Origin of the sequence: Kitasatospora sp. HUAS MG31 (assembly GCF_040571325.1) — a bacterium.
GTDB classification, from domain to species: domain Bacteria; phylum Actinomycetota; class Actinomycetes; order Streptomycetales; family Streptomycetaceae; genus Kitasatospora; species Kitasatospora camelliae.
In genome coordinates, this window is the sequence record NZ_CP159872.1 from 460,456 (window position 1) to 483,846 (window position 23,391).

At 74.6% G+C, this 23,391-nt stretch carries 24 protein-coding genes and 1 pseudogene; 16 read left to right on the forward strand and 9 right to left on the reverse strand.

The features are described from left to right. Positions 1-20 precede the first annotated feature (20 nt). Positions 21-1,760 carry a cytochrome c oxidase subunit I gene (gene ctaD / locus ABWK59_RS02215; RefSeq protein WP_420492901.1) on the reverse strand — a complete coding sequence of 580 codons (1,740 nt, stop codon included), beginning with the start codon at positions 1,758-1,760 and terminating at the stop codon, positions 21-23. A gap of 409 nt (positions 1,761-2,169) precedes the next feature. Between ctaD and ABWK59_RS02220 the strand changes: the two genes are divergently transcribed. After that, entirely contained in the window at positions 2,170-3,900 is a 1,731-nt protein-coding gene (locus tag ABWK59_RS02220) for a GAF domain-containing sensor histidine kinase (RefSeq protein ID WP_354637541.1), read from the forward strand. A 32-nt stretch (positions 3,901-3,932) separates the two neighbouring features. Here ABWK59_RS02220 and ABWK59_RS02225 read toward each other — a convergent pair whose 3' ends face one another. Both ABWK59_RS02225 and ABWK59_RS02230 read right to left on the reverse strand, forming a co-directional pair. Continuing rightward, positions 3,933-4,340: a hypothetical protein gene (locus ABWK59_RS02225; protein WP_354637543.1), complete on the reverse strand. Its 408-nt coding sequence runs from the start codon at positions 4,338-4,340 to the stop codon at positions 3,933-3,935. 253 nt (positions 4,341-4,593) lie between these two features. After that, positions 4,594-5,238 (reverse strand): GAP family protein, encoded by a 645-nt coding sequence (locus ABWK59_RS02230; RefSeq protein WP_354637544.1) that lies wholly within the window; start codon positions 5,236-5,238, stop codon positions 4,594-4,596. Positions 5,239-5,552: 314 nt separating this feature from the next. Here ABWK59_RS02230 and ABWK59_RS02235 point away from each other — a divergent pair, with 314 nt between their 5' ends. From ABWK59_RS02235 to ABWK59_RS02260, 6 genes are all read left to right on the forward strand, one after another. Further along, positions 5,553-5,699 carry a hypothetical protein gene (locus tag ABWK59_RS02235; RefSeq protein ID WP_354637546.1) on the forward strand — a complete coding sequence of 49 codons (147 nt, stop codon included), beginning with the start codon at positions 5,553-5,555 and terminating at the stop codon, positions 5,697-5,699. A gap of 116 nt (positions 5,700-5,815) precedes the next feature. Next, entirely contained in the window at positions 5,816-7,078 is a 1,263-nt protein-coding gene (locus tag ABWK59_RS02240; protein ID WP_354637548.1) for a hypothetical protein, read from the forward strand. Positions 7,079-7,149: 71 nt separating this feature from the next. After that, positions 7,150-7,602, forward strand: a complete 453-nt coding sequence (locus ABWK59_RS02245) for a hypothetical protein (RefSeq protein WP_354644804.1) — start codon at positions 7,150-7,152, stop codon at positions 7,600-7,602. Further along, on the forward strand, positions 7,599-8,870 hold the full coding sequence (locus ABWK59_RS02250) for an MFS transporter (protein ID WP_420492722.1): 1,272 nt from the start codon (positions 7,599-7,601) through the stop codon (positions 8,868-8,870). The genes ABWK59_RS02245 and ABWK59_RS02250 overlap by 4 nt, the downstream gene beginning before the upstream one ends. Positions 8,871-9,108: 238 nt before the next feature. Beyond that, on the forward strand, positions 9,109-10,044 hold the full coding sequence (locus tag ABWK59_RS02255; protein ID WP_354637549.1) for an NADP-dependent oxidoreductase: 936 nt from the start codon (positions 9,109-9,111) through the stop codon (positions 10,042-10,044). Between the two features lie 108 nt (positions 10,045-10,152). Next, positions 10,153-10,722 carry a hypothetical protein gene (locus ABWK59_RS02260; RefSeq protein ID WP_354637550.1) on the forward strand — a complete coding sequence of 190 codons (570 nt, stop codon included), beginning with the start codon at positions 10,153-10,155 and terminating at the stop codon, positions 10,720-10,722. A 40-nt stretch (positions 10,723-10,762) separates the two neighbouring features. On the opposite strand, the gene ABWK59_RS02265 is transcribed toward ABWK59_RS02260, so the two are convergent. Further along, positions 10,763-11,212: a hypothetical protein gene (locus ABWK59_RS02265; protein ID WP_354637552.1), complete on the reverse strand. Its 450-nt coding sequence runs from the start codon at positions 11,210-11,212 to the stop codon at positions 10,763-10,765. 233 nt (positions 11,213-11,445) lie between these two features. Between ABWK59_RS02265 and ABWK59_RS02270 the strand changes: the two genes are divergently transcribed. Beyond that, a complete protein-coding gene (locus ABWK59_RS02270; protein ID WP_420492723.1) occupies positions 11,446-12,177 on the forward strand; it encodes a histone deacetylase in 732 nt (243 codons plus the stop codon). Between the two features lie 53 nt (positions 12,178-12,230). On the opposite strand, the gene ABWK59_RS02275 is transcribed toward ABWK59_RS02270, so the two are convergent. Then, positions 12,231-12,746 carry a hypothetical protein gene (locus ABWK59_RS02275; protein ID WP_354637554.1) on the reverse strand — a complete coding sequence of 172 codons (516 nt, stop codon included), beginning with the start codon at positions 12,744-12,746 and terminating at the stop codon, positions 12,231-12,233. A gap of 155 nt (positions 12,747-12,901) precedes the next feature. On the opposite strand from ABWK59_RS02275, the gene ABWK59_RS02280 reads away from it, so the two are divergent. Continuing rightward, positions 12,902-13,474 (forward strand): SigE family RNA polymerase sigma factor, encoded by a 573-nt coding sequence (locus tag ABWK59_RS02280; protein ID WP_354637556.1) that lies wholly within the window; start codon positions 12,902-12,904, stop codon positions 13,472-13,474. After that, positions 13,464-14,702, forward strand: coding sequence for a hypothetical protein (locus ABWK59_RS02285; protein WP_354637557.1), 1,239 nt, complete (start codon positions 13,464-13,466; stop codon positions 14,700-14,702). The genes ABWK59_RS02280 and ABWK59_RS02285 overlap by 11 nt, the downstream gene beginning before the upstream one ends. An 81-nt stretch (positions 14,703-14,783) precedes the next feature. On the opposite strand, the gene ABWK59_RS02290 is transcribed toward ABWK59_RS02285, so the two are convergent. Further along, positions 14,784-15,146, reverse strand: coding sequence for a carboxymuconolactone decarboxylase family protein (locus ABWK59_RS02290; RefSeq protein WP_354637559.1), 363 nt, complete (start codon positions 15,144-15,146; stop codon positions 14,784-14,786). Positions 15,147-15,166: 20 nt separating this feature from the next. Here ABWK59_RS02290 and ABWK59_RS02295 point away from each other — a divergent pair, with 20 nt between their 5' ends. Continuing rightward, positions 15,167-16,174 (forward strand): LysR family transcriptional regulator, encoded by a 1,008-nt coding sequence (locus ABWK59_RS02295; RefSeq protein WP_354637561.1) that lies wholly within the window; start codon positions 15,167-15,169, stop codon positions 16,172-16,174. A gap of 98 nt (positions 16,175-16,272) precedes the next feature. Then, the gene (locus tag ABWK59_RS02300; RefSeq protein ID WP_354637562.1) at positions 16,273-16,743 is read left to right on the forward strand and encodes a hypothetical protein; all 471 of its coding nucleotides are present in this window, start codon (positions 16,273-16,275) and stop codon (positions 16,741-16,743) included. Between the two features lie 272 nt (positions 16,744-17,015). On the opposite strand, the gene ABWK59_RS02305 is transcribed toward ABWK59_RS02300, so the two are convergent. Continuing rightward, positions 17,016-17,519, reverse strand: a complete 504-nt coding sequence (locus ABWK59_RS02305) for an SDR family oxidoreductase (RefSeq protein WP_354637563.1) — start codon at positions 17,517-17,519, stop codon at positions 17,016-17,018. 104 nt (positions 17,520-17,623) lie between these two features. Here ABWK59_RS02305 and ABWK59_RS02310 point away from each other — a divergent pair, with 104 nt between their 5' ends. Then, the gene (locus ABWK59_RS02310; RefSeq protein ID WP_354637564.1) at positions 17,624-18,607 is read left to right on the forward strand and encodes a LysR family transcriptional regulator; all 984 of its coding nucleotides are present in this window, start codon (positions 17,624-17,626) and stop codon (positions 18,605-18,607) included. Between the two features lie 45 nt (positions 18,608-18,652). Here the strand turns inward: ABWK59_RS02310 and ABWK59_RS02315 are convergent, their stop codons facing one another. Beyond that, entirely contained in the window at positions 18,653-19,465 is an 813-nt protein-coding gene (locus ABWK59_RS02315) for a class I SAM-dependent methyltransferase (protein WP_354637566.1), read from the reverse strand. Positions 19,466-19,576: 111 nt separating this feature from the next. Here ABWK59_RS02315 and ABWK59_RS02320 point away from each other — a divergent pair, with 111 nt between their 5' ends. Next, on the forward strand, positions 19,577-19,915 hold the full coding sequence (locus ABWK59_RS02320) for a hypothetical protein (protein WP_354637567.1): 339 nt from the start codon (positions 19,577-19,579) through the stop codon (positions 19,913-19,915). Between the two features lie 606 nt (positions 19,916-20,521). Then, entirely contained in the window at positions 20,522-20,788 is a 267-nt protein-coding gene (locus ABWK59_RS02325) for a hypothetical protein (protein WP_354637568.1), read from the forward strand. 127 nt (positions 20,789-20,915) lie between these two features. On the opposite strand, the gene ABWK59_RS02330 is transcribed toward ABWK59_RS02325, so the two are convergent. Then, complete coding sequence (locus tag ABWK59_RS02330) at positions 20,916-21,614, reverse strand: TetR/AcrR family transcriptional regulator (protein ID WP_354637569.1); 699 nt, start codon at positions 21,612-21,614, stop codon at positions 20,916-20,918. Between the two features lie 72 nt (positions 21,615-21,686). On the opposite strand from ABWK59_RS02330, the pseudogene ABWK59_RS02335 reads away from it, so the two are divergent. Next, positions 21,687-23,350, forward strand: a pseudogene (locus ABWK59_RS02335) (FAD-binding oxidoreductase). Positions 23,351-23,391 lie beyond the last annotated feature (41 nt).

Genomic DNA, 23,391 nt, shown 5'->3' on the forward strand with positions numbered 1-23,391 from the left:
CCGCCCACCCGCAGGGCCCGTCAGACGTCCTCCGCGCCCCCGCGCTTGCCGGTCAGCGGCCGGCCGTACTGCGCGGGGATCACCCCGGCCAGGTGCGGGGCCGGCTCGCCGTGGTTCTCCAGGTGGTCGAGGGCGGCGATGTCCGGGTGGTGCAGGTCGAAGGCCGGTGATTCGGAGCGGATCCGCGGCAGCGAGGTGAAGTTGTGCCGCGGCGGTGGGCAGGAGGTGGCCCACTCCAGCGAGCGGCCCCAGCCCCAGGGGTCGTCCACGGTGACCTTCTCGCCGTAGCGGGCGGTCTTCCAGACGTTGTAGAGGAACGGCAGGATCGACAGGCCCAGCAGGAAGGAGGCGATGGTCGAGACCATGTTGAGGGTGGTGAAGCCGTCGGAGGCCAGGTAGTCGGCGTAGCGGCGGGGCATGCCCTCGGCGCCGAGCCAGTGCTGGACCAGGAAGGTGCCGTGGAAGCCCACGGTGAGGGTCCAGAAGCAGATCTTGCCGAGGCGCTCGTCCAGCATCCTGCCGGTCATCTTGGGCCACCAGAAGTGGAAGCCGGCGAACATCGCGTACACCACCGTCCCGAACAGGGTGTAGTGGAAGTGGGCGACGACGAAGTACGAGTCGGAGACGTGGAAGTCGATCGGCGGGGCGGCGAGCAGCACGCCGGTGAGGCCGCCGAAGAGGAACGTGACCAGGAAGCCGGTGGTCCAGAGCATCGGGGTCTCGAAGCTCAGGGAGCCCTTCCACATGGTGCCGACCCAGTTGAAGAACTTGACGCCGGTCGGGACGGCGATCAGGAAGGTCATGAAGGAGAAGAAGGGCAGCAGCACCTGCCCGGTGACGTACATGTGGTGGGCCCAGACGGTGACCGAGAGGCCGGCGATGGCGATGGTGGCGGCGATCAGGCCGGAGTAGCCGAACATCGGCTTGCGGCTGAAGACCGGGACGACCTCGGAGACGATGCCGAAGAACGGCAGCGCCAGGATGTACACCTCGGGGTGGCCGAAGAACCAGAACAGGTGCTGCCAGAGCATCGCGCCGCCGCTCGCGGAGTCGAAGACGTGCGAGCCGAACTTGCGGTCGGACTCCAGGGCGAGCAGCGCGGCGGCCAGGACCGGGAAGACCATCAGCACGAGGATCGCGGTGAGCAGCACGTTCCAGCAGAAGATCGACATCCGGAACATGGTCAGGCCCGGGGCGCGCATGCAGATGACGGTGGTGATGAAGTTGACGGCGCCGAGGATGGAGCCGAAGCCGGAGAGCGTCACGCCCATGATCCACATGTCGGCGCCGACGCCCGGCGAGTGCACGGCGTCGGAGAGCGGCGCGTACAGGAACCAGCCGAAGTCGGCGGCGCCGCCGGGGGTGGCGAAGCCCGCCGCGGCGATCAGCGAGCCGAACAGGAACAGCCAGTAGGCCAGCATGTTCAGCCGAGGGAAGGCGACGTCGGGGGCGCCGATCTGCAGCGGCATGATCCAGTTGGCGAAGCCGGTGAACAGCGGCATGGCGAACAGCAGCAGCATGATCGAGCCGTGCATGGTGAACGCCTGGTTGAACTGCTCGTTCGAGAGGATCTGCGTCCCCGGACGGGCCAACTCGGCGCGCATCACCAGGGCGAGGACGCCGCCTATCAGGAAGAACCCGAACGCCGAGACGAGGTACATCGTCCCGATCGTCTTGTGGTCGGTGGTCGTCAGCAACCTCACCACCGAGGCCCCGGGCCGCCTCCGTTCGACCTCGATGGTCGCTTCCTTCGCCTCGATGGCAGCCACCGGCCGCCCTCCTTACCTCACCCACGACGGGACATGACACGGCCGCCCGGACGGCTCGGCAGGCGCTCGGCCTGCGCCTTCTCCCCGGCGGCGCTTCATGCTCCGCGCCGCCGCGGGGCCGGGCCTAGGGCCGTTGGTCCCACCCGGGACGGGCTGCCGGTCCCCGACCGTCCGAGCCGTTCGGCGGGGGTTTCGCCTCGTCAACCGGCCTGCGGGGGCGGTGTCCGGGCCCGGTGGCGCCGGGTCCGCCCGGGGCCCTGAGGCGTACCCGGCCGGGGACCTGACGCGTACCCGTCCTGGGCCGTGACGCGTACCCGGCCTGGGCGAGGGGGCGGACGGCGGGGCGGTCCGGGCGGGTTTGTATGCTGACGGGCGTCATCGTGGGACGAGGAGGACGGACGTGGGCGGGGACGTGGGGCCCGCGCGGCTCCCGCAGCTGCGGCTGGACGAGCTCCTGGAGGAGCTGCAGGCCCGGATCGACCACGTCCGCGGCACCCGGGACCGCGTGCACGGCCTACTGGAGGCGGTGCTGTCGGTCGGTCGGGAGCTCGACCTCACCCAGGTGCTGCGCCGCATCGTGGAGGCCGCCGCGCTGCTGGCCGACGCCCGCTACGCCGCGCTCGGGGTGATCGGTCCGGACGGGAGGACCCTGTCCGAGTTCCTCACCGTGGGCCTGTCGGAGGAGGAGATCGCCCGGATCGGCCCGTACCCGAGCGGCAAGGGCATCCTCGGCGAGCTGATCCGCAGTCCCGAGACGCTGCGGCTGGCCGACCTGGCCGCGCACCCCGCCTCCTACGGCTGTCCGGCCCACCACCCGGTCATGCGGACCTTCCTGGGCGTCCCGGTCCGGGTGCGGGACGAGGTGTTCGGCAACCTGTACCTGACCGACAAGCGCGGCGGCGAGGAGTTCGACGCCGAGGACGAGTCGCTGATCGCCGCGCTGGCGGTGGCCGCCGGTGTCGCCATCGACAACGCCCGGCTGTACGAGGAGGCGCAGCGTCAGCAGCGCTGGCTGCGGGCGAGCGGGGAGATCACCCGCAGTCTGCTGTCGGGCGCGCCCCGCCAGGAGGTGCTGGGGCTGATCGCGGAGCGGGCCGCCGAGATCACCGGGTCGGTGCTGGCGGACCTGACCGTCCCGGACCCGGACGGCGCGTCGCTGACGGTGGAGCTGGCGGCCGGCGGGGATTCGGGGGCGCGGCTGGGGCTCACGGTGCCGGTGGCGGGGACGCTGTCGGGTGCCGCGTTCCTGGCGGGTTCGCCGGTGACCAGCCCGGACCTGCCCAGGGACGGCCGGTTCACGGCGGGGCCGAGCCGGTTCGGGGGGCTGGGGCCGGCGGTCGCGGTCCCGATGGGCACCGCGGCGGGGCGGGTACAGGGCGTGCTGCTGCTGGCCCGGGCGGCCGGGCGGCCGCCGTTCGGGGCCGAGGAGATCGGTGCGCTGCTGGGCTTCGCCGACCAGGCGGCGCTGGCCCTGGAGCTGGCCGACCGCCGGCGGGACGCCGAGCAGCTGTCGCTGTTCGAGGACCGTGACCGGATCGCCCGCGATCTGCACGATCTGGCGATCCAGCGCCTGTTCGCCACCGGGATGACGCTGCAGGCCGCGGCCCGGATCATCCAGCCGCCGGGCGCCTCGGAGAAGGTCGTGCGGGCGGTGCAGGACCTGGACGACACCATCAAGCTCATCCGGTCGACGATCTTCGGCCTGCGGGCCCGGGACGCCGACGGCGACCAGGGGTTGCGGGCCCGTGCCGCGCGGACGGTCGGCGAGGCCCGGCCGGCGCTCGGGTTCGCTCCGCAGCTGACCCTGGAGGGCCTGCTGGACACGGACGTGCCCGTGCCGGTGGCCGACCACGCGGTGGCGGTCCTCGGTGAGGCGCTGAGCAACGCGGCCCGGCACGCCCGCGCCACCCGGGTGGAGGTGGACCTGCGCACGTCCGGCGACGAGGTGGTGCTCACGGTGACCGACAACGGCCGGGGCATGCCGGCGGGTGGGCGGCGCAGCGGCCTGCGGAACCTGCGGGAGCGGGCGGAGCAGCTCGGCGGCGCCTTCGCGCTGGAGGTGCCGGCGGGCGGTGGGACCAGGCTGCGCTGGTCGGCCCCGCTCGCGGCGCCGGTGGCGGCCTCCGGCTGAACGTCCGACCGGGCGCACCTTGACGCGGTCGGTCAGGCGGCCATCCGGATCCCGGTCCGGCGTCCCTGACGCAGCGTCCGCAGCCCGGCGGCGAGCCGCTGCGGCTCCTGCCGGAGCCAGACGCGGACGGCCGCGCCGAGCATCCCGGAGCAGGAGCCGGGCCGTACACCGGTGAGTTCGGCGATCCGGTCGGCGGCCGGGCCCAGCAGGTCGGCCAGCTCGGTGGGGAGCCACACGGTCAGCGCGCAGGGCGCGGGCCGGGCCAGGGCGGCGGTCAGCGGGCGGGCGTCCGCCGTGCAGAGCAGGGCGGGGAGTCCGTCCATCAGGCCGTCGGTCACCACGGTCGACAGGTCGCCCCCGTGTTCCTGGGCGAGCCGCCGCAGCAGCGTCCGTTCGGCCGCCGTGACGCGGACGGTCAGCATCACCTCGTCGCGTTCCACCGCGTGCTCCCTCCCCTCGTCCGTGCCCTGACGGCCGTTCCACGGGCAGCACTCTCCCGGCCCGCGCGTGGTCGGCACCAGGGCCGAACGGCCCCGACCGGGCCCGGGACGGCCCGCGACCCCGGGTCGCGTGGCACCGGGGGAAACCCGTGGCGGGCGGCAGCACCGGCGACGGGGTCGTGGAGATCCGGCTCCGGCCGGCGGCCGTGCGGCCCGCCGTCCGCGGGGTCGTCCTCGGGCCGCTGGTCCGTCGTCAGGCGACCAGCTGGTAGATGCTCCGGGCGGTCAGCCAGAGGCCGGCGAGCAGCGCGAGGGTGACGATCAGCTGGTCCTGGTGCCCCTCCAGCCAGGTCCGCAGGGCGGTCAGCCGGGCGCCGGCCGCGGTGGGTGCCCAGACGGTGTACATCTCCATGACGATGAGGCTGAGCGTGGCCAGCAGGCAGTAGCCGGTCAGCCAGAGCCAGTCGTCGGTGGAGGAGAGGTCGGCGTCGACGACGGTGGCGGCTCCGGCGCCGACCAGGGCCCAGGGCTGGAACAGCCAGGCGAGGCCGGCGGAGGTGACGAGGGAGAGGCCGTCGACCCGGCCGGTCCAGCTCGGCGGGTGCTTCGGCCTGGGCGGTCGGCGCCGCTTCCAGGCGCCGAACAGCACCAGGCCGACGCCGAAGCCGAGCTTGGCGGCGGTCGCGGCGGTCGAGGGGGCGGTGTGGTGGGGCGGCGGCGATCCGCCGGTGAGCAGCATCACGCAGGCGATCACCGCGACCAGGTTGGCGAGCCAGGAGAGCAGGAACGCCAGGCCCTTGTGGACGCCGCGCTGCGAGGAGAGCAGCAGGATGAAGGCGCTGTTGTGCAGGGGCCCGAGGGTGATGGCCGTTCCGATCACCAGCAGGTCGAGGACCATCGGCGCCGCCGCTCCGGAGGTCGGGGCCGGCTGCGGCGGGGCGGGCAGGCGGCCGTGGGCAGGGGGTCGCGGGCAGGGGGTCGAGCGGTGTGTTCGGGAGCCCGCCGCATCCCGACTGTGCGGACCGCGTCCCGGGTGGTCAAGCCGCCCCACCGGGCGCCGCCCGGAAAACCCGTCGTGCGGGCGGTCAAACCCGAAGGCCGCTGATTCTTCGTCACATTGCCTTGCATTGACAGTACTTTGACCAACGCTTTAGGTTGCCATGGCGGCGTCAACAGCGCCGCACCCCTTCTTCTCACCTGCCGGAGGCCGGAATGGAACAGCTCATCAAGAAGATGACCCAGGACGACAAGTGGAAGGGCTGGGTCGCCGCCAACTCCGCGCGTGACGCGAAGGACGGCTGCATCAGCGTGGCCAAGTCGGGGTGCATCAGCGTCGCGAAGTCCGGCTGTATCTCCTGACGCACCGCGCCCCATCCGGGGGCCGGGGCCGCTGTGCCGGCCCGGTCCCCGGTCCACCCGAGCCGCGCCCGAACCCCCTGGCGGGCGGGCGTGTTCCGAGCACCGACGGGGTGAGAGTGAACGGCCAGCCGACCGCCGACGTGATCGACCGGATCAGGGACATCCCGATCTACCGGAACTCGATCGAACGGGGCCACTTCCCCGTTCTGGAAAAGCCCGAGATCGCCCGCGGATTCCCCGGGAACTGGATGACTCCGGCGCTCGCCGCGGCCCTCGCCGCCGGCGAGGCGGAATTCGTCCTCTCCACGGGTACCAACCACGCCCGGATGCAGATCATCCGCCCGCCGTACTTCCTGCTGCACTCGTACTACCGGCTGTGGAGCGAGCACCCGGACATCGCCGCCACCTGGCGCGAGGGCTGCCGGCGGGTGTCGCTGACCACCGTCCTGGCGACCGAGCACGTCGCCCGGGTCAACGCCGCCCGGCGGGGCACCGGGCCGGCCGCCGTGCCGGACCTGCGGGACCGGTGGCTGGACGACCGGACGGTGTACCTCAACCTCCGTCTGGACCCCGACCGGTGGGAGCGCCCGGAGGTCGAGCGGATGCTCGGCGAGATCCGCGAGGCGGCCCGGGCGCACCCCGACGGCCGGTACCACCTCGACTGTTCGAGCTACCACCTGGCGCACCTGGTGCGGAAGGTCACCGCCATGGGCCTGTGGGACGCCTTCCCGCGGCCGGCCAGCATCGTCCACGCCTACGAGTACACCCCGCGCAACGTCGCCCGGTACCTGCGCGCGCACTTCGACTGCCCGATCGTGGACCTGTTCGGCTCCACCGAACTCGGCTACCTCTACTACAGCGACGCCGGCGGACGGTACCGGCCGTACCTGGACGGGATGAGCGTGGAGCTCAAGCCGGTCGCCCCCGGCAGCGCGATCCACAGCCTCATCGTGACCAGCGTGCGCAACCCGTACATGCCGCTGGTGCGCTACCGCTCGGGCGACTGCGTCCGCACCCTGGACGGCACCCCCGACCCGGAGCGGATCGAGCGGTTCTGCGGCCGGGAGAAGGAACTGCTGGCCACCCCAGGAGGCCCCGTCTCCCAGGGCGACCTGGACGACCTGGTCGGCGCCGCCGCCCCCCGGGTCTTCCTGCACCGGCTGCACGTGGCCGGCCCGGACGGCCCGGCCGTGCTGCGCTGCACCACCTTCGACGACGCCCCGCTCACCCCGGCCGAGGCCGAGGCGCTGGCCCACGGCGTGCGACGCCTCACCGGGCGGCGCTGCCGCGTCGAACACCACGACCACCTGCCGATCGGCGCCTCCGGCAAGTACGCCTGGCTCGCCACCGACGGCCGACCCGCGGACGGAGCCCCGTGACCACGCAGCCCACCCAGACCACCCGGCCCGCCGTGACGGCCGAGGACCTCCGGGCCCTGCTCGGCGAGGAGATGTACGCCGAGGCCACCGCGTACACCGTCGCCCGGACCGGAGCGAGCGGCCCGGAGGCCGAGCGGCAGGTCACCGAGTGCCTGCGCTACCTCTACCTGGTCTCCCGGTACCGGGACCGGCTCGCCGGCCTGTTCCTGCCCGTGGAGCAGCACATCGACGAGGTCTGGCACTACCTCATCCTGCAGACCCGCGAGTACCCGGCGCTGTGCGAGCGCCTGCCGGGCGGGTTCTTCATCCACCACCGCAGCATCGCCTACGAGGCGTACCAGCAGGAACCCGGCCGGGAGCGGGCGGCCGAGGAGGCGCTGCGCTGGATCCCGCTGTACTGCCGGGAGTTCGGCCCGTTCGACGAGGGCGCGCCGGCGCACTGGACGATCGTGCGCTACCTGCACCAGGAGATGGACATGACGCTGGAGGAGATCTCGGCGCTCACGCCGCTGACGTCCGCGTGACGGCCGCCGCCGCGGCCGCCGGTACCGCGGGGGCCGGCCGCCGGCCGCCCGAACTCCCGGAGCAGCGGCGGGTGCTGGCCGTCCTTGCGGTCTCCCAGACGCTCAGCGGCGCGGGGCTGGCGGCGGGGATCACGGTGGGGGCGCTGCTGGCCGGTGAGATGCTCGGGTCGACCGGGCTGGCCGGTGTCCCGAGTGCCCTGTTCACCGGCGGGTCGGTGCTGGGGGCGCTGGCCATCGGCCGGCTGTGCCAGCGCTGGGGCCGCCGGCCCGGGCTGACCGCCGGCTACGCGGCCGGGGCCGTGGGCAGCGTCGGCGTGGTGGTGGCGGTGACGGCCGACCACGTGCCGCTGCTGCTGGTCTCGCTGCTGGTGTACGGCGCGGGGACGGCGACCAATCTGCAGGCCCGGTACGCGGGCGCCGACCTGGCCTCGCCGGAGCGGCGGGGGCGGGCGGTGAGCCTGGTGCTGCTCGCCACCACCCTCGGCGCGGTGGTCGGGCCCAACCTGGTGACCGTCTCCGGGCGGGTCGCCGAGCACGGGGGCGTTCCGCGTCTGGCGGGCCCGTTCCTGCTGGCCGCGCTCGCGTACGGGCTGGCGGCGGTGGTCCTGGGGTCGCTGCTGAGGCCGGACCCGCTGCGGCTCGCCCGCGCCCGGGCGGCGGCCCTCCCCCTGGACGGCCGCCGGGACGGGAGTGCGGCGGGCTTGAGCGGCGGACCCCGGGGGCCGGGGGTGCGGACCGGGCTGGCGGTCATGCTGCTGGGGCAGCTGGTGATGATCGCCGTGATGACGATGACCCCGGTCCACCTGGACGCGCACGGGCACGGCACGGGCGCCACCGGGCTGGTCATCGCGCTGCACGTGGGCGCGATGTTCCTGCCGTCCCCGCTGAGCGGTGTGCTGGTGGACCGGCTGGGCGCCCTGCCGGTGGCCGCCGCCTCCGGGGCCGTCCTGGGCGCGGCCGGCCTGCTCGCGGCGCTGGCTCCACCGGACTCGGTGGCGGCGCTCGCGACGGCGCTGGTCCTGCTGGGCCTGGGATGGAACCTCGGGCTGGTCAGCGGCACCGCCGTCGTCACGGCCGCGGTGCCACTGGAGCGGCGCGCCGCCACCCAGGGCCTGGCCGACACGGGCCTGGCGGTGGCGGGCTGTACGGGCGGGCTGCTGTCCGGCCCGGTGGTCGCGGCGGGCGGGTTCGGTGCGCTGGCCCTGGGCGGCGCCCTGGTGGCGCTGACGGTGGTCCCGCTGACCCGCCTCGCCGCCCGGCGGACCTGACGGCCGGTGACCGGCCGCGCGGCGGCGTTGCGCCGAACGTGTCGCGGGCGGCACCCCGCCGGTCGGTCTCCCCGCTCCGGCGGGCCGGGTGGCGTAGAAACGGATCGGCGTCCGGCCGCGCAGCCGCGCACTCCGCCGTGACGCGCACGCCGGTGGGACGCGACCGCCGCCCACCCGAGCCGTCCGCGGCCCGAAGCCCCGCGGCACGGCCTCCTCCGCGCCAGGCCAGGAGTCGCCCGTGAAAGCCCTCGTCGCCACCGAGTACCAGCCGCTGGACCGGCTCACCCTCGCCGATGTGCCGACGCCCTCCGCCGGGCCCGGCCAGGTCGTGCTGAAGGTCGAGGCGGCCGCGCTCAACCCGCTCGACCTGATGCTGGTCACGGGCGCCGCCAAGGAGCTGTACCCGGCCGAACACCCGCTGGTGGTCGGGATGGACGTCGCCGGGACGGTGGCCGAGGTGGGTCCGGGGGTCACCGGGTACACGCTCGGGGACCGGGTGCTCGGGTTCGTCGGCCAGGCCGGTTCGGTGGCGGAGTACACCGTCGCCACAGCCGGCCCGCGGCTGGCCCACCGGCCGGACGGGCTGGACGGCGTCCGCGCGGCCGCCATCCCCGAGTCCGGGATGACCGCGGTCTGCCTCCTGCGCGCGGTCGGCCTGCGGGCGGGCGAGAGCGTCCTGGTGATCGGCGCCACCGGCGGGATCGGGCTGTACGCCGTCCAGCTCGCGCACGCGCTCGGCGCCCGGGTGGTGGCCACCGCCACGGAGGCGGACGCCTCCTACGTCCGGGAGTTGGGCGCCGCGGAGACCGTCGACTACCGGGCGGCGGACGTGGTGGAGGAGACCCTCCGGCGGGTGCCGGACGGGGTGGACGTGGTGGTCGACCTGGTCAACCGCGGGGAGGGCCTGGCCGGCAGCGCCCGGGCGGCCCTTCCCGGCGGACGGCTGGTGTCGCCGCTGTTCGGCCCCGCCGCGCTGGACCGCGGGGTGACGCCGGTGTACATCGGGTCCTTCGACCCGGAGCCCGGCGACCTGGAGGACCTCGCGCGCCGGGCCGCCGACGGCTCGCTACGGGTGGAGATCGGGGCCCGCTACCCGTTCACCGACGCCGTCCGGGCGGTCGCGGACTTCGCGGGGAAGCACATCCGGGGCAAGGTGGTGGTCACCGTCCCCTGACTCCTCCGGGCCCGGTCGGGGGGGCGCCGTCCGGGCCGCGCCGCGTGATCGTTAGGCTCGCGCGACCAGACGCCGCGACGACGGCGGGACGTGCGAGGAGTGGTGGCGGTGTCCGATTCCCCTTCCGTCGACCGGCCGGACGAGGAGTCCGGCCAAGGCGGCGCGGCGGTACGGCGCGGACGGCTGGCGCTCGCGCTGGCGGGCGGCGCGCTGATCGCGGCCGCCGCGACGGGCTGGGCGCTCGGCGGTGGGTCGAAGGACCGCCCCGAGCCGCCGGTGGCCGCTCCGACCGGCGCGCCGCCCGCCGAGCCGGACCCGGCGGCGACCCCGTCCCCGACCCTCTCCCCCACGCCCGACGCCACCCTCGACGCCGCGCCGAGCCCGTCGCCCTCGCTGACCGCTGCCCCGGACACGCCCGGGGCCGCCGGTTCCGCCCCCACCGGACCGGCCGCCACCCGTCGGGCGACCTCGACCGCGGTCCCCCGCTGGCAGATCAGCCCCCGCACCGACCACCCGAACAGCGACAACACCGTGCCGTCGCGCAACCCCACCTGCGCGTACGACGCGGCGGGCCGGCTGATGATGTGCGGTCCGGTACTCACCCCCACCCCGGTGCCCGACCCGGCCCGCTCCCGCTCCTCCGCCCCGTCCACCGTCCCCCCGGGCGGACGTCCGTGACGCGCGGGCCCGGGCACTGTCCCCGCACCCCGCCGGGATGTCAGCCGCGCTTGCGGATCTCCTGGTAGCGGCGCTCCACCTCCGGCATGAACCGGGCGGGGAGGGTGCGCTCCGCCCGGAGGGTGCGGCGCTCCTCGGCGGTCAGGGTCTCGGCGGTGTCGTCGACGGCGAGCGCGTAGTCCGCCATCCGGCCGGAGGCCAGTTCGCGGCGCATCTCCCCGGCGGCGTCGCCGAGCGGGCGGCCCTCCCCGTGCATCCCCTGGAAGGCGTCGACCATCCGCGTGGCGGCCATCCCGCGGCGCGGCTCGCCCACCTCGCCGGTGTCCGGCCAGTTCGTCGCCCGGCTGTCCCCCTGGGACAGGGTCAGCAGGCGCCACCACCAGCCGCCCCGTCGCGCCTTGCGGGCCAGGTCGTCGCGGACCAGCAGCCAGCACAACCGCTCGTCCGTGACGTCGGGCGCGGTCTGAGGCGTGGTCCGGAGTGTGGCCAAGGGTCGAGGCGCGGTCATGGTTCCCCCCGTGTCGGTGATCTTCCTGCGGTGACCGTAGCGCCCGCCACCGCACGACGCGGGGGTGTTCCGCACAGTTCAGGAGAGTTCAGCGCACGAACCTTCCACCCGGGCCCAGGACGGGACGAATCCCCCGGCTCCGGTCCCGCCGACCCGCGGAGTTCCCCCGTGGGGATCAGCCGCTCCCGGGCCGCCGCCGGATAGCGTCCTCGACCATGGACGAGATCCGCCGTTCCGCCGACGCCCACCCGCCGCCGGCGCCCCCGGGCCCCGCCCCCGTCCCGCGGCGGGCCGAGCCGCTGCCCGGTGACCGGGAGACGGGCGGCGTGGTCTGGTACGCCTCGTACGGCTCGAACATGCACGCCTCGCGGCTGGCGTACTACATCGAGGGCGGCCGGCCGCCCGGCGGGACCCGCACCTACCCGGGCTGCCGGGACCGGCGGCGACCGCAGCTGGCGGTGCCGGTGCTGCTGCCCGGCCTGCTGTACTTCGCCCTGGAGTCGCCGGTGTGGGGCGGCGGGATGGGCTTCTACGACCCGGCGCAGGACGGCGAGATGCCCGCCCGCGCGTACCTGGTGACCGCCGGGCAGTTCAGCGACATCGCCGCCCAGGAGATGCGCCGGGAGCCCGGGACGGACCTGGACCTGAGCCGGGCGCTGTCCGCCGGCCGCGACCGGCTCGGCCCCGGCCGGTACCAGACGCTGGTCTGCGCCGGTGCGCTCGACGGCATCCCGGTCTGCACCTTCACCGCGCCGTGGACCCTCGCCGACGCGGACCTCAACGCCCCCTCCGCCGCGTACCTGCGCAACTTCGCCGGCGGCCTGGCGGAGGCGCACGGCTGGGGTCCGGCGCGCTCGGCCGAGTACCTCGCCACCCGGCCCGGGGCGGCCGGGCGATGGACGGCCCGGTCGGTCCTGGACGCGATCGGCGGCGGGTCGGGCACCTGACGTCCCGGCCGGAAGGCGCGGAAGGGGCGGAAGGGGCGGAAGGGGCGGAAGGGTCAGGCGGTCCTGGCGTCGACCTCGGCGAAGAACTCCTCGGCGACCGCGACCGTCCGCGGCAGCCCGGCCAGCGGCTCGCCGACCACCCGTCCGGCGAGCTCGGTGGCCAACTCAGCGAGATCGTGGCGCAGTTCGGCCTCGGCGAGGACGCGGTCCGCCGCCAGCCGCACCCGGGCCTCGGCCACCATCCGCTCCCGCTGCGCCGTCCCCTCGGCGCGCAGCGCGGCCACCAGCGCGGCACCCTCCTCGGCGGCGGCGTGCCGGATCGCCGCGGCCTCGTGCCGGGCGGCCGCCAGGTCGGCCTGGAACTCGCGGTAGACGCGCTCGGCCTCCTCCCGGGCGGCCTCCGCGCGTTCCATGCCGCCCTCGGTGGCGTCCCGGCGGGCCGCCAGGGTGCGTTCGATCCTCGGCACCAGGAACCTGCCGAACACCGCGAATATCAGGAAGAAACAGGCCAGTCCGACGAGCAGGCCCCCGGCGTCCGGCTTCAGTGGTCCCAAGTTCTCCAGATCCATGGTCCACAGACTAATTGACTGATCGTCAGATCGACAGAGCGGTCTTCCTCCCTCCGCCCGGAGGCTGCCGGCCGGCGCCCCACCGGAAAAGTTCCCGCCCGACCGGTGCCACGCGGCCGCCGCCCCGCCGCGTTTACTTGGGCATGGACCAAACAATGAGCGCGGAGCCACCGGTCGGGTCGGAGCCACCCGACTTCCCGGCCTTCGTCGCCTCCCGGGGAAAACACCTGCTGCGTACCGCCTTCCTGCTCACCGGCGGTGACGCGCACCTCGCCGAGGACCTCGTCCAGGAGGCCCTCGGCCGCGTCTTCGTGAAGTGGCGCCGGATATCCCGGCTGGACAACCCGAGCAGCTACGCCCAGACCGTCCTGGTGAACGCCTTCCTGTCGCACCGCAGGCGGCGCAGCAGTACGGAGCGGGTGACCGACTCCTTCACGGAGATCGCCGTCGACGGGCCGGACCCGGCCCTGCGGCTGACGCTGCTGCAGGCCCTGGCGGAACTGCCCGCCCAGGACCGGGCCGTCCTGGTACTGCGGTTCTGGGAGGACCGCAGCGTGGAGGAGACCGCGGCGGCGCTGCGCCAGAGCAGCACCGCCGTCCGCTCCCGCAGCAGCAGGGCGCTCGCCCGGCTGCGGGACAAGCTCGGCGAGGACTTCGCCGGCGTCCGACCCGGCCCGTCCGACGCGGGCCCCACCGGCAGGAAGGCGGTGCTTCGCCGTGCGAGTTGACGAGGAGTTCGGGGGATCCGGTGCCCAGTCCCTGGAGGCGGACTTCACCCGGGCGCTGCGGGAGGCCGCGGACCTGACACCCGACCAGGCGCTGTACACCCTGGCCGCCGACGCCGCCCGGGTCGGCCGCCGCCGGCGCAACCGGCAGCGGGTGCTGGTGGCCTGCGGCCTGCTGCTGGCGGTGGCCGCCGGAAGCGCGGCCTCCTTCGGCATCCCGGGGCAGCCGGTGGTTCCGGCCGTCCAGCCGGCCCACCCGATGACCGCCGACGAGTCGCTCGCGCTGGTCAGCGGGCTGCTGCCGCCGGGCACCGTGCACGGCCAGTACATCGCGGAGCCGGGGGTGGCCGGGCAGGACGGGAACCGGTACCGGACCGACGGGACGCTGGACTTCGACGACGGCCAGGGCGCCAGCTGGATCAGCTACTTCGTCGAGTACACCAGCCAGACGCCGGACGAGTCCGCCGTCTGCATGGACGGCTTCCAGTCGCCGCAGGAGTCCTGCGAGCGGACGGTGGCCCCGGACGGCTCGGTGGTGGTGATCGACAAGCTCGGCGACCGCCATCAGGCCGACCACAAGGAGTGGCGGGCGACCTGGGCCGCCCCGGACGGCCGCCGGATCATGATCATCGAGCACAACGGCCAGCCGTCCCGACCCAACCGGCCGAACCCGCCGCTGGACGCCGAACAGCTGCGCACGCTGGTCACCGCTCCGGCCTGGGGCCGGCTCTTCGACGCGCTGCCGACCCCCCGCACCACGCCCACCCCGAAGGCCGATCCGACCGGCGCCGCACCGGCGGAGCTGCTGGCCACGCTCGTCCCGCTGCTGCCGCCCGGCGCTCAGAACAGCAAGCCGCAGGCCGGCGACGGGGCCCACCTCATGGTGACCTTCGAGGGCCGTACCAGCATGCTCTCGGTGACCACCGCGCCCGCGGGCGAGCGCGGTCTGAGCGACAAGCAGTACGCGGACTCGCCGGGCTCCGCCGGGCCGCTCGCCCAGCGCGAGCACCTCGCCGACGGCACCCTGGTGGTCACCAACCAGCACGGGAACGGCAAGTCCGCGACCGACACGATCCTGTACTGGACGGCGGCCGTGTACTACCCGGACGGCCGGAGCGTGTCGATCTCCGAGGCCAACGGCGAGAACGGCTACACGGCCCGGCCCGGCACCCCGGCGCTCAGCCTGGAACAGCTCAGGGCGATCGTCATGTCCCCGACCTGGCGGTCCTGACCCGGACCTGGCGGCCGTGACCCGGCGGGTGGGCTGACCGCGCCGCGGCGGTGGGCCGTTCGGGGCCGGGAGGTCTCTCCCTCAGCCGTCCGACGGCCCGTCGCCACGTGCCTCGGGGTGGGCGTGCTGCGCGAAGAGGCGGTCGGCGAGCAGCGCGTGCGCCAGCGTGCCGCCCGCCCGGACGGAGGCGGTCACGAACGCGGTCTCGGCGAGCTCCTCGGCGGTGACCCCGTGCCGCCGGGCGGCGGCGGTATGCACGTCCAGGCAGTACGAGCACTGGGTGACCAGCGCCACCGCCACCGAGATCAGCTCGCGGTAGCGCCGCGGCACGGCACCGTCCTCCCGGTCCACGGCCTCCTGGAAGGCCAGCCAGGCGGCGAACTCCGCCGGGGCCGCGCGGCCGACCGAGCGGGCGCGGTGCAGGTCGTCGGGGTGCTGGTACACGGGTGCTCCTCGGAGGCCGGGTGGCGGCGGGCCCGTCGCCCGGCGCCTGGGACCACCCCACCGCCCTGGCGCCGGTGGTGTCCAAGACCCGTTTCGGGGGTGCGGTACCGGTCTCGGTATCGTGGCCGGTCATGGACCTGCGGGCGTTGCGCTGTTTCGTCGCGGTGGCCGAGGAGGGGCACTTCGGCCGCGCGGCGGCCCGGCTGCACCTCGCCCAGCCGCCGCTCAGCCGGCGGATCCGGGACCTGGAGGCCGACCTCGGCTGCCGGCTGTTCGACCGGGTCCCCACCGGGGCGCGGCTCACCCCGGCGGGCGAGGTGCTGCTGGTGGAGGCCCGGGACCTGCTGGAACGGGCCGAGCGCGCCCGCGCTCGGGTCCGCGACGCCGAGGCCGGGCGGGTGCTGGTGGTCGGCACCGCCGCCGGCGCGGGCCTGGAGGTCGGCCCGGCGGCCCTGGCCGCACTCCGGCGGGACCGGCCCGGCCTGCGGGTACGCCTGCGCGAGGCCCCGGTCACCGACCCGACCGCCGGTCTGCGGGAGGGCCGGGTGGACCTCGCGATCACCCGGCTGCCCTTCGACACCGCGGGCCTGACGGTCCGGGTGCTGGGCGCGGAGCCGGTGGTGGCCGTCCTGCCCGCCGACGATCCGCTGGCGGCCCGGGAGTCCCTGCCGGTCACGGAGCTGGCCGGCCGCCCGCGCTTCCGACTCCCACCGGGCACCGACGAGCGGTGGCGGGCGTACTGGCTGGCCGCCGGGGAGGACGCGCCCGGCCCGGTGGTGGCCTCGGTCGAGGAGTGCCTGCACGCCGTCCTGTGGGAGGGCGCGGTCGGGCTGCTTCCCGCCGGCGCCGTCCGGCGCCACGCACGGGCCGGCGTCGCCTTCGTCCCGGTCACCGGGCACCCGCCGAGCCGGATCGTCCTGGCCCGGCGCACCCCGTCCGCCCCCGACCCGCTCGTCGACTCCGTCGCCACCGCCCTGGCCGAGGCGTTCACGGCCGACTCCGTGCCGCGTCCGCCCGCCGGGCCCTGACCTCCGGACATGGCCTCCGACGTGGCCTCCGTGGGCGACGGCTCGGGGATCACCGGTCGCCGCCGCGCCTGTCGGGGGCGGGCGCTAAGGTCCGCGGTGTGAGCGACTACCACGACCTGTTCCTTGCGCTGGAGCTGCCGGGCGACCTGCCGGCCGCCGAACTCGCCGAGCTGCGATGGCTGCTCGGCGAGACCGAGCAGCCCGCGGAGCTCACCTCGGCGGACTGGGAGTCCTGGGGCTACCCCTGGCCCGTCCTCGCGGGCAACACCCCGAGCCACGGGTTCGACGGCACCGACGTCTCCCTCCTCCTGCCCGCGAACCGCGTGTACCCGGACGGCGGCACCCCCTGGGCCCTCACCGTCCGGGTCTGCATCCACGAGGACGAGTTCGGGATGGCGATGGAGGTGGTCGAGTGGCTGCTGCGTCTGGCGACCACCGAGGGCTGGGTCGGGTTCCTGCGGTACTCGGGCTCCGACGAGGTCCAGCACCTGGTGCGCCACCGGGACGGCTTCGACCTCCTCGACGTCCGCACGGCCCGACGCGACCTCGCCCTGTCCCGCAGCTTCTGAACGGCTCCCGACGCGACGCTCCCCCGCACGACGGCCGACCAAGGAAGTGAACGTTCCTGTCGGCCCGCTGGTCCGCACCGCACTGGACCGGCATGACGGACTCCTCACCGACGCCGGCATCTCCCCACCCCCGCCCCGCGAACCGGACCCACCCGCCGTCAACCTCGACTCACCCGGCCTCGACGCCGCTTCCCAGGGGGCCGTCAGCTCGTGTTCGACGACGATCACGGGGTTTCCTCTCTCGGTGGGTCACGGACGGAAGCCGGACCGTGTCAGCCATCGAGCTGTCGCACCAACGGCCGTACCGCACGGTCCTCCAGTAGTGCGGCCAGCTCCTCCCGCTGTCCGGCACCGGCGCGGTCGGCCCGCCAGAGCCGGACCGGGGTGTCGTCCTGGACCTCGGCCGACGGTCCGTCAGCCGTCTCGAAGGCGCCGAGGCCGAGCGCGGAGACGCCGACGACATGGCCGACGCCGTGGTCGGCGAGCGCCTTGACGGCGGGGAGGGTGAAACCGCTCCAGGTGTCGTACGGGGTCAGGGAGGCGTCCGGCGGGACGAGCCAGAAGACGGCGTCCGCACCGTCGAACGCCCGGTCGAGGACCTCGGCGTCGGCGTGCGAGCCGGTGACCACCTCGACCCGGCCGCGCGCCGCGTCCGGGAGCCGGGCGGGATCGCGCACGATCACGCGCAGTTCCTCGCCCGCGACAGGGGCGGATTCCAGGAGCCGGGCGAGCAGGTGACGGCCGATGTTCCCGGTGGGGGCAGTGATGACGATCATGAAATCCTCGCAGGTCGTGCCGGTTCGGTACGTCCCTCATCCTGCTGAGGCCCGCCGTGATGCCACAATGGGAACTTCGGCACTGAATCATTGCTCGAAATGGAATGATGCTGGTGAACAGCCCGGATCCGGTGATCGACGCCAATCTCGCCATCGCGCTGGACGCTCTGCTGGCCGAGCACAGCGTGACCCGCGCCGCCGCACGCCTGCACACCTCGCCCGCCGCCATGAGCCGCACCCTCGCGCGGCTGCGCCGCATCCTCCAGGACCCGCTCCTGGTCCGGGCCGGACAGACCATGGTCCCCACCCCGCGCGCCCAGGCCCTGCGCGAGGAGGCCGCCGCCGTGGTCCGCAGCCTCGGAGCGCTGCTCAGCCCCGGTACGAGCGTCGACCCCGCCGGTCTGCGCAGCACCTTCACCCTCCAGGCCGCCGACCTGGTCGGCGCGGCCCTGGCCCCCGGACTGCTGCAGATCGCCCAACGGGAGGCGCCGGGGGTCGCGTTCCGGATCCGGGCCGAGGAGTGGGAGGCCGGACCCGCGCTGCGTGACGGCCGGATCGACCTGGAGGTCGGATCCATCGACCACGTCGACCCCGAGACCCAGGTCGAGGAACTGGTCAGCCTGCGCATGGTCGCGGCCGTCCGACCCGGTCATCCGCTCACCGAAGGGCCGCTGACCCCGGCCCGGCTCGCCGCCGCCCAGCACGTCACGGTCAGCCGCCGCGGCCGGTTCACCGGCCCCCTCGACACCGCCCTGGCCGAACAGGACCTCCAGCGGCGGGTCAGCGTCGTCCTCCCCAGCCACCTGGCCGCGATGACCCTCGCCACCCGCAGCGACCTCGTCTGCCTGGTACCCGCCACACCCTCCGGCGCCGCGCCCTCGCCCCTCACCCACGACGCCGACGCCCTCGGACTGCGGCTCCTCGACATCCCCCTGGTACTGCCACCACTGACCATCGGCATGGCCTGGCACCCCCGGCACACCGCCGACGGAGCCCACCGCTGGCTCCGCAACGCCGTCCGCCGGGCCCTTTGCACACCGCCTGCGAGCTCCGGACCCACCGCGGCGGACGCGGTCGCCGTCGAGTAACCCCCCGGCCGCACGGCGGACCTTCCAGGCGCCGGACCGAGCGGCTCAGGCCTTCTCGGCGCGGATCGAGTAGGTGAGGGGGTACCGCGGAGCGCCCTCGGGGTGCCGATAGATGTCGCCGTCGTGGCACTCGAGGGACTGGCGCTGGAGGTAGAAGGTGTGGTCGTGCTCGTGAAGGAACCGGATCCGCAGCCCGGCCCCGGCGATCGCCGAGACGACAGTCGCCAGACTGTGCCGCCACTCGACGGTGTCGTTGTGCTCGGTCACGGCCGCCTCGTCGGCGTAGGTGCCGGGGCCGCCAGAGGCTTCCGGGCCCTCGTCGAAGTAGTCGTGCGTGACCCGGCTCCCGGTCTCGTCGTCGAGGACGAAGCTGAAGGGGTGGAACTCCGCGAGGTACAGACACCCGCCGGGGGCGAGCAGTTCGGCGACCACCGACGCCCAGCGGGTGATGTCGGGAAGCCAGTTCAGCGCGCCGAAGCTGGCGTACACGATGTCGAAGATCTCCCCCTCGACCGCCGCGACCGCGTCGTAGACGTCCGAGGTCAGGAAGCGTGCGTGGAGGCCGAGTTCGGTCGCAAGCCGTGAAGCCGCCTCGATCGCGGGCGGAGAGAAGTCCAGCCCGGTGACCCGCGCTCCCCGCGCCGCCCAGGACAGCGTGTCCCGGCCGAAGTGGCACTGCAGATGGATCAGGCTCCTGCCCCGGACATCCCCCATCTCGGCCGTCTCGAAGCCCTTCAGCGAATCGGGCCGGGCCCGGAACCCCTCCATGCCGTAGAAGGCGGTGCCCAGGTGAACCGGCACCCGCTCGTCCCAGTACGCCCTGTTCAACTCCCGCCAGCGCCCTGCCAGGTCACCCATGGCCCGGACGATACCCACAGGCGACCGCCGTACGCGCCCGACGCCGCCGGACCCGACAGCTCTTCGATGCTCACCGCCCGTCCCCCTGAACGTACGCCGTAGGGTGGCCGTGTGACGGATGAGCTGTTGTTCGAGACGGCGGGGGCCGGCGGGGGCGCCGGGGCGGGCTGCCCGCGGTGCGAGGAGACGACGGAGATCTCCGTGTTCCGCGAGTGGCACCGGCCCGTGGTCCGGGGCCAGGGGTTCGTGCGGTTCCTGGCGGCGGCGGTGCTTCTCGTCCTGGCCGTCAAACCGCTGCTCACGGGGCATGCCGCAGGCGCGATGCTGTTCGCCCTGGGCGTGCTGTCCGCCGTGTCCTGTGCGCGAGCCATGGCACAGGCTCGCTCCGGCGGGCCGGTCGACGTCGTCTACTGCCACCACTGCACGGCCCGGACCAGGAGAACCCCCTGAAGGTGCCGCCGGCTCGGCTGAATCCGGGCCGGTCTCGGCCGACCAATTGCTGGTGGTGTCGAACAGAACCGGGTAGTCCGCGTGGGCGGCCTTGACCCCGGAGCCGATGTCAAGGTGCATTCTGTCGATCCGGGGCGGGAGCACGCCGCCTTCCCCGCCGCAGGGGGATAGCTCAGCATGGTGGCCACCCAGGCCGAGCGACTGGCGATCATTCCTCGGGCGGTCGCACCCACGGGGCCCACTCGACGACGTCCCAGTCCCACCACGATCCTTCGGGAAGTTGGATCACGGACCTGCCCCCTAGATTCGACGATCAGGCAGGCTACCCCGGCACCCACCATCGGAGGTGTCCTCGCGGTCGGCCCTTCCCAGGACCGGCCGAGGCCCGGTGCGTCTGCGAATGGGCGCTTCCCGGCGGGCGAACCGCTCGTAGACGGTCTGCCACCGCTCCAGCTCCCCGTCGACCACGTGCCGGTAGTCGCGTCACGCACGGCCACACGCCCACCACCTGCGGCAAAAGGAGCTCGCCCTCTTCCCACGCCACGTCCGTCAACTCGCGTCGACCTGCCAGGGGATCGGCTGTTCAGACAGGCTCTACGGTGAACCATGGAATCGAACATCACACGTACCGCGGCGACTTGGGCCAGACCGCGGGCGAAGATTCTGGCCTTCCTGTGGGGTGCCGCGGCCGTCGGCTGGAGCGCCGTCGCGCTGAGCGTGCACACACCTGCCGTGGCGGCGCTCGACCCTGACGGGGCGACCGATACCGTGCTGGCCCGGATCGGCTCCGGCGCGATGGCGGCCGTTGCTGCCATGGCGGCCGTGCTCTGGTGGCGGCACCGGGTGGCGGCCCGGCGGGACGGCCCGTCCTGACCTCCGCCTGACGAACCGAAGCGCCGGGCCCCGCGACAGCACCGTGTCGCGGGGCCCGGCGCTTCGCAGGCGTCGCCCCGGACGCGTCCGCCGGCGACGCGGCGACGGACGGCGGACGGCGGACGGCCTACTCGAAGGCCCGGCCGGTGGCGGCGAAGAGGCGGGCGCAGCGGTCGGCCATGGCGTCCGGGGACTGGTCGGGGTGTTTGATCCACCAGCGGACCAGGGCGGTGACCAGGCCGCGCCAGGCGTGGGCGAGGGCGTCGGCGTCGAGCGGGTCGGTGCTGCCGGCGGCGCGGAGGAGGTCGGCGGTGCCGGCGGCGGCGAGCCGGTCGATGGCGCCGCGGTAGTGGGCGGCGACGCGGGCGGGTTCGCTGTCGGGGGGCAGCGAGGTGTCGTACAGGACGAACCAGGCCTCGCGGCGGCCTTCGAGGACGGTGAAGATGCCGCGCAGCACCAGCAGTGGGGTGCGCGGGCCGACGGGGCCGCCGTCCTGGGCCATGGCGGTGCGGATGACATCGAGGAGCAGGTCGCCTGCGGGGGCGAGGCAGGCGAGGTAGAGGTCCTGCTTGGTGCCGAAGTACTGGTGCAGCAGGGTCTTGGTGACCCCGACCCGGGCGGCGATGGCGGCGAGGTTGGCGGCGGCGTAGCCGCGGCGTCCGAACTCCTCGGTGGCGGCGGCCAGGATCTGCTGCTCGCGGACGGCCCGGGGGACGCCCTTGGTCCCGGCCGGGCCCGGCGCACTCGCACTCGCACTCGCACGACCGGACGGTCCCGGCGTACGTGGGCTGCCGGAAGGGCCGGCCGAACCGGTGGGGATGGTCATGGCCTTGATCTTACCCTAAGGTAATTTACCTTCAGGTAAGTTTCCTCGTGGCACCCACCGGAGGCTGCACCAATGACCGACCCCACGCCCACGCCCTCGTACGCGCCCAGGTCCCGTTCCGCAAGGCTCCGCTCCTGGTGGGGCTGGGGGTGGGCCGACGCGCACCCGGACGACGCCGAGTGCATCGCCATGGGCGCCCTGCTCCCGGGCACCCTGGCTCGACCCCTGCCCGTCCCGCGGATCGCCGATCTGCGGATCGGCCGGCCCGCCGTCGAACCGCCGAAGAGCCTGGCGCACCTGGTCACCGAGGACCCCGGCGCCCGCGCCGCCCACGCCATGGGCAAGGCGTACCGCGACGTCGTCCGTGCCCTGCGCGGCGCACCCGGCCGGATCCCTGACCTGGTCGCCCTGCCGACCTGCGACCAGGAGGTGGCCGACCTGCTGGAGTGGGCCGGCGAGGAGGGCGTGGCGGTGATCCCGTACGGCGGCGGGTCCTCGGTCACCGGCGGGGTGGAGTACCGCGGCGACGCCCACCGGGCCGTGCTCTCCCTGGACCTGACCGCCATGGACCGGGTCCTGGAGATCGACACCGTCAGCCGGGCCGCCCGCATCCAGGCCGGCGCGCTCGGCCCGGACCTGGAGAACCAGCTGCGGCCGCACGGCCTGACGCTGCGCCACTTCCCGCAGAGCTTCGAGTTCTCCAGCCTGGGCGGCTGGCTGGCCACCCGGGCGGGCGGCCACTACGCCACCGTCCGCACCCACATCGACGACTTCGCCCAGTCGCTGCGGGTGGTCACGCCGGCGGGCATCGGCGAGTCCTGGCGGCTTCCGTCCTCCGGCGCCGGGCCCTCCCCGGACCGCCTGTTCCTCGGTTCGGAGGGGGTCCTGGGCGTGATCACCGAGGCGTGGATGCGGCTGCAGGAGCGGCCCCGGTACAAGGCTTCCGCCGCGGTCTCCTTCGCCGACTTCACGGCCGCGCTGGACGCGGTCCGCGAGATCGCCCAATCCGACCTCTCCCCTGCCAACTGCCGGCTGCTCGACCCCGGCGAGGCGCTGCTGTCGGGCGCGGCCCGGGACGGCTCCGCCGTGCTGGTCCTCGGGTTCGAGTCCGCCGGCGCGCCCGTGGAGCACCTGCTGGCCCGGGCGGTCGACTGGCCCGCACCCACGGCGGCTGCACCCACGACGGCCGCACCGACGGCGAAGCGAGCGCGCCGGGCACCCGGTCCGGATCGGCGCGGGACGGCTCCGCGCAGCCCGGTGCCGTCGACGCCTGGCGGTCCGCGTTCCTGCGGATGCCGTACCTGCGCGACGGGCTGGCCCGGATGGGGGCGATCGCCGAGACCTTCGAGACGGCCACCACCTGGGACCGGCTGCCCGCGCTGGTGGACGCCGTCCGGACCGAGGTCGGCCGGGCGGCCCGGGAGCTCACCGGCCACCCCGCCACCGTCAACTGCCGGCTCACCCACGTCTACCCGGACGGCGCGGCTCCGTACTTCACCGTGCTCGCGGCCGGCCGGCCGGGCGAGGAGGTCGCCGTCTGGGACGAGCTGAAGGCGGTCGCGGGCGAGGTGCTGCTCCGGCACCGCGCCACCGTCACCCACCACCACGCGGTCGGGCGCGACCACCGCCCGGGGTACGACCGCCAGCGCCCGGAGCCCTTCGCCCTGGCCCTGCGGGCGGCCAAGGACGCCCTGGACCCGCACGGCATCCTCAACCCGGGCGTCCTGCTGGGCTGACCGCCGTACCCCGGGCCCACCCCGGAGCACCTGACGTACCG

What these genes read in the sequence shown, in the direction of transcription:
- ABWK59_RS02230 (WP_354637544.1), bottom strand. Translation starts at nt 5,238, where the DNA reads ATGGTCCTCGACCTGCTGGTGATCGGAACGGCCATCACCCTCGGGCCC.
- ABWK59_RS02235 (WP_354637546.1), top strand. Translation starts at nt 5,553, where the DNA reads ATGGAACAGCTCATCAAGAAGATGACCCAGGACGACAAGTGGAAGGGC.
- ABWK59_RS02245 (WP_354644804.1), top strand. Translation starts at nt 7,150, where the DNA reads ATGTACGCCGAGGCCACCGCGTACACCGTCGCCCGGACCGGAGCGAGC.
- ABWK59_RS02270 (WP_420492723.1), top strand. Translation starts at nt 11,446, where the DNA reads ATGGACGAGATCCGCCGTTCCGCCGACGCCCACCCGCCGCCGGCGCCC.
- ABWK59_RS02275 (WP_354637554.1), bottom strand. Translation starts at nt 12,746, where the DNA reads ATGGATCTGGAGAACTTGGGACCACTGAAGCCGGACGCCGGGGGCCTG.
- ABWK59_RS02280 (WP_354637556.1), top strand. Translation starts at nt 12,902, where the DNA reads ATGAGCGCGGAGCCACCGGTCGGGTCGGAGCCACCCGACTTCCCGGCC.
- ABWK59_RS02305 (WP_354637563.1), bottom strand. Translation starts at nt 17,519, where the DNA reads ATGATCGTCATCACTGCCCCCACCGGGAACATCGGCCGTCACCTGCTC.
- ABWK59_RS02310 (WP_354637564.1), top strand. Translation starts at nt 17,624, where the DNA reads ATGATGCTGGTGAACAGCCCGGATCCGGTGATCGACGCCAATCTCGCC.
- ABWK59_RS02315 (WP_354637566.1), bottom strand. Translation starts at nt 19,465, where the DNA reads ATGGGTGACCTGGCAGGGCGCTGGCGGGAGTTGAACAGGGCGTACTGG.
- ABWK59_RS02325 (WP_354637568.1), top strand. Translation starts at nt 20,522, where the DNA reads ATGGAATCGAACATCACACGTACCGCGGCGACTTGGGCCAGACCGCGG.
- ABWK59_RS02330 (WP_354637569.1), bottom strand. Translation starts at nt 21,614, where the DNA reads ATGACCATCCCCACCGGTTCGGCCGGCCCTTCCGGCAGCCCACGTACG.